We start from the raw sequence: 5,310 nt of genomic DNA, 5'->3' as shown, positions 1-5,310 counted from the left end.
CAGAGGCGGCTCGTCGAGGTGGGTGGGCGTGTCAGTGACGCGGTAGTGCCGGCCCTCCCAGATGAGACCATAGGGCACGCCGCCCTCGAACCACACCGTGGTGAGACTGTCGTTCATCAACGTCATCGTGGCCCTTTCGATTATCGAACACATGTTCGATACTATTTAGGGTACGACACAGCATCTCAAACTCCAAGAAGAAGTTCGCCAGGGGCGGCTACGGCTTCTCAGGCTCCGGAATCGGTGACAGCCCGGTGATCGTTGATGCCGCCTGCGAGAGCTGCTCGAGCCATTCGCGGTTCATCTCTGGCGGGGTTGCGTCGTCGAACTCGAACTCGAGGGGGATCTGCGCAGAGATCCACACGCTCGACCGGCCGCCGCCCTCGCTTTCGGACTTATCCCAGGAGAACGTGAACGCCTCATTGCGGCGCAGCTTATTGACGATGACGAATTTGATGTGCGCAAGGGCGCGGTCGTCCAGGGGAATGGCGACGCGCGTGGCGTCGGCGTAATACATAGTTCCCACGATGACTCCGAGACGGTGAGGAATATAAGCAGTTCAGAATACCCCGAGTCGAGCATGAATCTCGCACTCGTCGTTCATTCTCGTTTCCTCTTCCGTCCCTAGCGCTCTTTGATGGATTTGGCCAGACGGGCGGAGGGGGCTTGCCAAAGGCATCGCGCTCGTAGACAGTGACAACTATGAAACGAATCCTTTATGCAAGCGGGTCCGTTCTGACGGGCGACGAGATGGCCCATGTAGTCGCGCTGTACGCGACTGCTCTCGCCCAGTCCGGCAAAGCCGACACGATTTTTGTACCGGTGATCAAGGATGGGCGCGTTAATTCCGTCGAGATTGTCATCGGCCCGGCGAGCCAGCTGATCATCGAAGACGCGGGCGACGAGTTTGACGAGGTGTTCGATGACACGCCACATCTCGCGGAGCTGAAAACGAAGCTTGAGCGCCTGGAACACCCGGAACAGGTGCATCCACATCCCGCTTCCGACGAAGATTCGCATTCGCTTGATGATTTCTAACGTCGCCTAAGGCCGGGACCCACCCGCCCGCGCGCCCAGCCGATCTCTGTCGGGTCCGTGGGTGATGAGTTGAGGTGCATCCTCCAGAATCGCGAGATCGGCGGTCTCAAGACTCGGGAAGTAGCCGATCAGCTGGCGCTCGCTCGACGTCGGTGCCCAGCTCACGGCGCGATAAAAAGGTGGATGCCCCGTGTCTGCCTCGATGCGCCGCACCACTGCCTTCGGGGTGGACGCGCTGTTGCGCATGATCACCCATTCGCTGTCACTGATGCGGATCGGGGGCCACGGCCATGCTGCCATCCTGCTGTCTCCTCGGCCTAGTATTGTGCTGCCGGGACTGTGTCGAACACGTACGGACCAGTCCCACAGCCGATCGCACGCCGTTTCCAGCACCCACGCGTATCCGACGACCGCGCCGGTGCCGTGGAGGCCTCCCGACTGTGTCACCGACCTGAACGCTGGTCGCCGTGCTACTCGCCCGAACTCGATGCGTCCAATCTGGATGCCACGGTGCACCAGCAGCCATTCGCTGCGCCCCGGAGACCGCTCCAGGTGGTCACTCGGTCTCCAGTGGTGTGTCACGTAACGAACATATGTTCGAATGTGTGCCGAGTCAACCCTCAAGTGCGGAGCGGGCGGGTGTCTTGATACAGTGCTGTCAGGCACGACCAATGTTGAGGGAGATCGAGTGGGCACGCTGTACTACGGGGACTCCCGCTTCGCCATCCATATCGACGATCGCACACTCGCGCATCTCGCCGTCGTGATTGTCAACAAGCTGCGTCGCGGCGAGTCGTTCACGTTCTCATGGACGAAATCGCGCAGCGAGGGCCACGGGCGTTCGACGATCTGGGTTTCGCCATCGTTTCCACTGCACTTCGAGTTCGACGGAAACAAGAGCCCATCACTGAACCGGCGCTGGCTGGAAGAACTTGCTCTCGTCGCGGGCGGCGGGGGAGGGCTAGTGATCGTTGATGAGCCGCCCGACGGACCTGGCTCCGGGTTGCCGATCTAGCGGGTGACGCGGCCCCGGCCGAAGAGCAGCCACAGAATCGAGCCGAGCACGGAAAGCACCAGCGCCACCAGGATCCAGAGAAACTTTCCGAACCCACCATGGTTCGGGTTCTTCGCGATCGACACGACGGTGATGATGAAAATGACGAGGCCGACGAGGCCGCCGAGGCTACCGCCGATCGTGAGGGGATCCATGCGGCCAGCATAATGGAGAGCATGAACGACACCACCGCGCCCACCACCACTTCCACAGCCAACGCCGCTGCAACTTCCACCGCAGAGGCACGCCTTGCCACCTTCCGCGCTCGTCGCCAGGAGTCGGTGGTGCAGCCCAAGGGGAGCCTCGCCCTCATCAACACGCAGTGGATCGACTCCGAACAAACCATCTGGGGCGTGCCGGGCACGTGGGCTCCGGCCGAGGGAGGGCTGCGGGTCACGGCGGCGGCATCCGACAGCATCATCGTGGATGGCGCACCGGTCGACGGGCACGCGATCGTGCGCGGCAAAGATCATGCGGCGCCGAGCGAGATCATCTTCAGCGAGACGGTGAGCGGATTCGTGATCGCCGGCGACGAGGGCAAGTACGCACTTCGGGTGTGGGATGCCGCCTCCGAGGGCATCCGGGAATTCGGAAGTATCGACAGCTACCCCTACAACCCGGCGTGGGTGATCACGGCGACCTTCACCGAGAATCCCGCGGGCACGACCATGGGCTTTGAGCACCTCAAAGACAACGGAAAGACCAGGGAGCAGGTCATTCCCGGCGACATTTCGTTTAGCAAAGATGGCGTTGACTACAACCTCGTCGCCTTCAAATCGGGCCGCGCCCTGCAGCTCGTCTATGCCGATGCCACCAACGGTGTCGATACCTACAGCGTCGGCAGGTTTCTCTTCGTGGCACCCGATCCCGACGGCACGATCACGCTCGACTTCAATTTCGCCGTGCTTCCGCCGTGCGCCTTCAGCTACAACTTCAACTGCCCCATGCCGCCGAAGCAGAACCGCTTCGCTGTCGCGATCGAGGCAGGCGAGAAGAACGTGCTGAAGAAGGATGGGTCACTGTTGCACGAGGTGTAGCTAACGGTCGTGGTGCTCCAGGAACTCGAACACCTCGGTCGAGTCGACACCCGGATACATTCCGGTCGGCATGGCGGCCAGCAACGAACTATTGAGCCGAGCGCTCGGCAGCGAGAACTTTTCCCAGCGGCTCGCAAGGTCGGCGGGAGCCCGCCGGCAACATGACTCGTCCGGGCAGGTGGAGGTTGACCGATTGGCGGTATCACGCCCTCGGAACCACTTGGCGGTGGCGAAGGGAGTGCCCACACTCACCGAGAAGTAGCCGCGGCTGGTGGCTTGGATGCGCGAGGTGCACCAATACGTTCCGCCCGGCTTATCCGTGTACTGGTGGTACGGGCTGAACCGATCGGCGACATCGAACACGCGTCGGGCACTCCAGTGGCGGCACACGAGCTGGCCCTCGACGGCGCCCAGGGCATCCGTCGGGAATGCGGCATGATCATTCTCGTAGGCCTTCGAAATCGTGCCGCTCTCGTGCACCTTCAGAAAGTGCACGCTCACCCCCAGATGTTCGGTGGCGAGGTTGGTGAAGCGATGAGCCGCCGTCTCGTAGCTGACCGCGAAGCCATCGCGCAGGTCTTCGACGGACAGTTCATGTTTGGCTTTCGCCGACAGCAGGAACTCGACTGCGGTGTGCTCGGGCACCATCAACGCGGCGGCAAGGTAGTTGGTCTCGACCCGCTGTCTCAGGAAGTCCGCGTAGTCCTTCGGCTCGCCCACACCGAGCACGTGGCCTGCCAACGCCTGCAGCAGGGTCGACCGCGGGTCAGCACCCTCCGCCTGCCCCACGGGGAGGTAGATGCGGCCGTTGCGCAGGTCGGTCACGCTGCGCGTGGAGCCAGGCAAATCGGGCACGAAATGTAGCGAAAATCCCAGGTGGGTGGCGAGATCGGAGGCGACGCGCTGCGACAGCGGACCTCCCGCGTGGCCGACGGCATCCAGCAGGCTCTTTGCGGTTTTTTCGAGCTCGCCGAAGTAATTATTGCGCGTGCGCATGGTTCGCCGCAGCTCAGTGTTGGCCCGACGAGCCTCCTCCGGAGTGGCCGCCCGCTGGCGGTGTAGGCGCTGCAGCTCGTCGTGCAGGCCCAGGATTGTCTCGATGGCCTCATCACTGAGCGACTTGCGCACGGGCAGGGTGGGCAGCGGCAGGCTCGCGTAGAGTGGCCCGCGCTGAGCGCGTTCGAGGGCAATTTCCAGGGCGGCGCGCCTCGACGGTGCCTCCGGACTGAGTAGCTGGTCGACTGTCACCCCGAGGATCCGGGCAAGCTTCTGCATCTCACTGAGCTTCAACTCCCGCTTCCCGTTCTCGATAACGGAGACCTGCGAGGCGGCCCGTCCGAGCTCGCGGCCCAACTCATCGAGAGTGAAACCTCGGTCGGTACGAAGCTTCCGGATGCGACGACCGACGGTAAGCGAATCGAGCATGCCTTCATCGTGCGCTTCGTTTGGGATGCTCGGCTCCATGTATTCGCGCTCCTCGTGACTCTTCTTCCGGTTATCAGAAGAACTGCTTTTATTCTGGTTGGTCTTGTACAGAAAAACCAGTGCGAAGGGAACAGAGTCGGAGTACGGCAGAACCAATCAAGGAGTGTTCCCATGACAAGCGAAGCGAACAGCACCCGACCGGGAGACCAGCTGCAGACCGCCGCCGGGCTCGAAACCGAGTGGAAGACGGACGCCCGCTGGAATGGAATCGCGCGCGACTACACCGCCGATGACGTCATCGCGCTGAGAGGCAGCGTGCGTGAAGACCGTACGCTGGCACGTCGGGGAGCCGAGAACCTGTGGCGCCTCATCCACGGTGCTGAGAACGGCGGCGACGAGTGGGTGCCCGCCCTCGGCGCACTCACCGGCAACCAGGCCGTGCAGCAGGTGCGCGCGGGTCTGAAGGCCATCTACCTCAGCGGCTGGCAGGTCGCGGCGGACGCGAATCTGTCCGGCCAGACCTACCCCGACCAGAGCCTTTACCCGGCGAACAGCGTTCCGGCGGTGGTGCGACGCATCAACAACGCCCTGCTGCGGGCCGACCAGATCGAGACTGCCGAGGACGGCGCTCCGCGCACCGACTGGCTCGCCCCGATCGTCGCGGACGCGGAGGCCGGCTTCGGTGGGCCGCTCAATGCCTACGAGCTCATGTCGTCGATGATCGAGGCGGGGGCCGCCGGGGTGCACTGGGAGGAT

7 protein-coding genes and 1 pseudogene are annotated in these 5,310 nt (G+C 63.0%); 4 read left to right on the top strand and 4 right to left on the bottom strand.

Annotation, left to right across the window (positions count from 1 at the left end):
* Window positions 1–217: 217 nt before the first annotated feature.
* Entirely contained in the window at window positions 218–526 is a 309-nt protein-coding gene (locus RMN95_RS09180) for a hypothetical protein (RefSeq protein WP_397545184.1), read from the bottom strand.
* 176 nt (window positions 527–702) lie between these two features.
* Here RMN95_RS09180 and RMN95_RS09175 point away from each other — a divergent pair, with 176 nt between their 5' ends.
* A complete protein-coding gene (locus RMN95_RS09175; protein WP_309616623.1) occupies window positions 703–1,038 on the top strand; it encodes a hypothetical protein in 336 nt (111 codons plus the stop codon).
* A gap of 6 nt (window positions 1,039–1,044) precedes the next feature.
* On the opposite strand, the gene RMN95_RS09170 is transcribed toward RMN95_RS09175, so the two are convergent.
* Window positions 1,045–1,338, bottom strand: coding sequence for a hypothetical protein (locus RMN95_RS09170; RefSeq protein WP_309616622.1), 294 nt, complete (start codon window positions 1,336–1,338; stop codon window positions 1,045–1,047).
* 388 nt (window positions 1,339–1,726) lie between these two features.
* Here RMN95_RS09170 and RMN95_RS09165 point away from each other — a divergent pair, with 388 nt between their 5' ends.
* A complete protein-coding gene (locus RMN95_RS09165) occupies window positions 1,727–2,053 on the top strand; it encodes a hypothetical protein (protein WP_309616621.1) in 327 nt (108 codons plus the stop codon).
* Here the strand turns inward: RMN95_RS09165 and RMN95_RS09160 are convergent.
* Window positions 2,050–2,247, bottom strand: a complete 198-nt coding sequence (locus RMN95_RS09160; protein ID WP_309616620.1) for a PLDc N-terminal domain-containing protein — start codon at window positions 2,245–2,247, stop codon at window positions 2,050–2,052. The genes RMN95_RS09165 and RMN95_RS09160 overlap by 4 nt on opposite strands.
* A gap of 21 nt (window positions 2,248–2,268) precedes the next feature.
* Here RMN95_RS09160 and RMN95_RS09155 point away from each other — a divergent pair, with 21 nt between their 5' ends.
* On the top strand, window positions 2,269–3,129 hold the full coding sequence (locus RMN95_RS09155; RefSeq protein WP_309616619.1) for a DUF1684 domain-containing protein: 861 nt from the start codon (window positions 2,269–2,271) through the stop codon (window positions 3,127–3,129).
* On the opposite strand, the gene RMN95_RS09150 is transcribed toward RMN95_RS09155, so the two are convergent.
* Window positions 3,130–4,554: a helix-turn-helix domain-containing protein gene (locus tag RMN95_RS09150; RefSeq protein WP_397545273.1), complete on the bottom strand. Its 1,425-nt coding sequence runs from the start codon at window positions 4,552–4,554 to the stop codon at window positions 3,130–3,132.
* Between the two features lie 171 nt (window positions 4,555–4,725).
* Between RMN95_RS09150 and RMN95_RS09145 the strand changes: the two are divergent.
* Window positions 4,726–5,310, top strand: a pseudogene (locus tag RMN95_RS09145) (isocitrate lyase); the annotation flags it as partial.

The organism is Salinibacterium sp., from assembly GCF_031364185.1.
Lineage (GTDB): Bacteria > Actinomycetota > Actinomycetes > Actinomycetales > Microbacteriaceae > Rhodoglobus.
The sequence above is the reverse complement of the archived record's forward strand: the minus strand, read 5'-3'. Positions and strand labels throughout refer to the sequence as shown.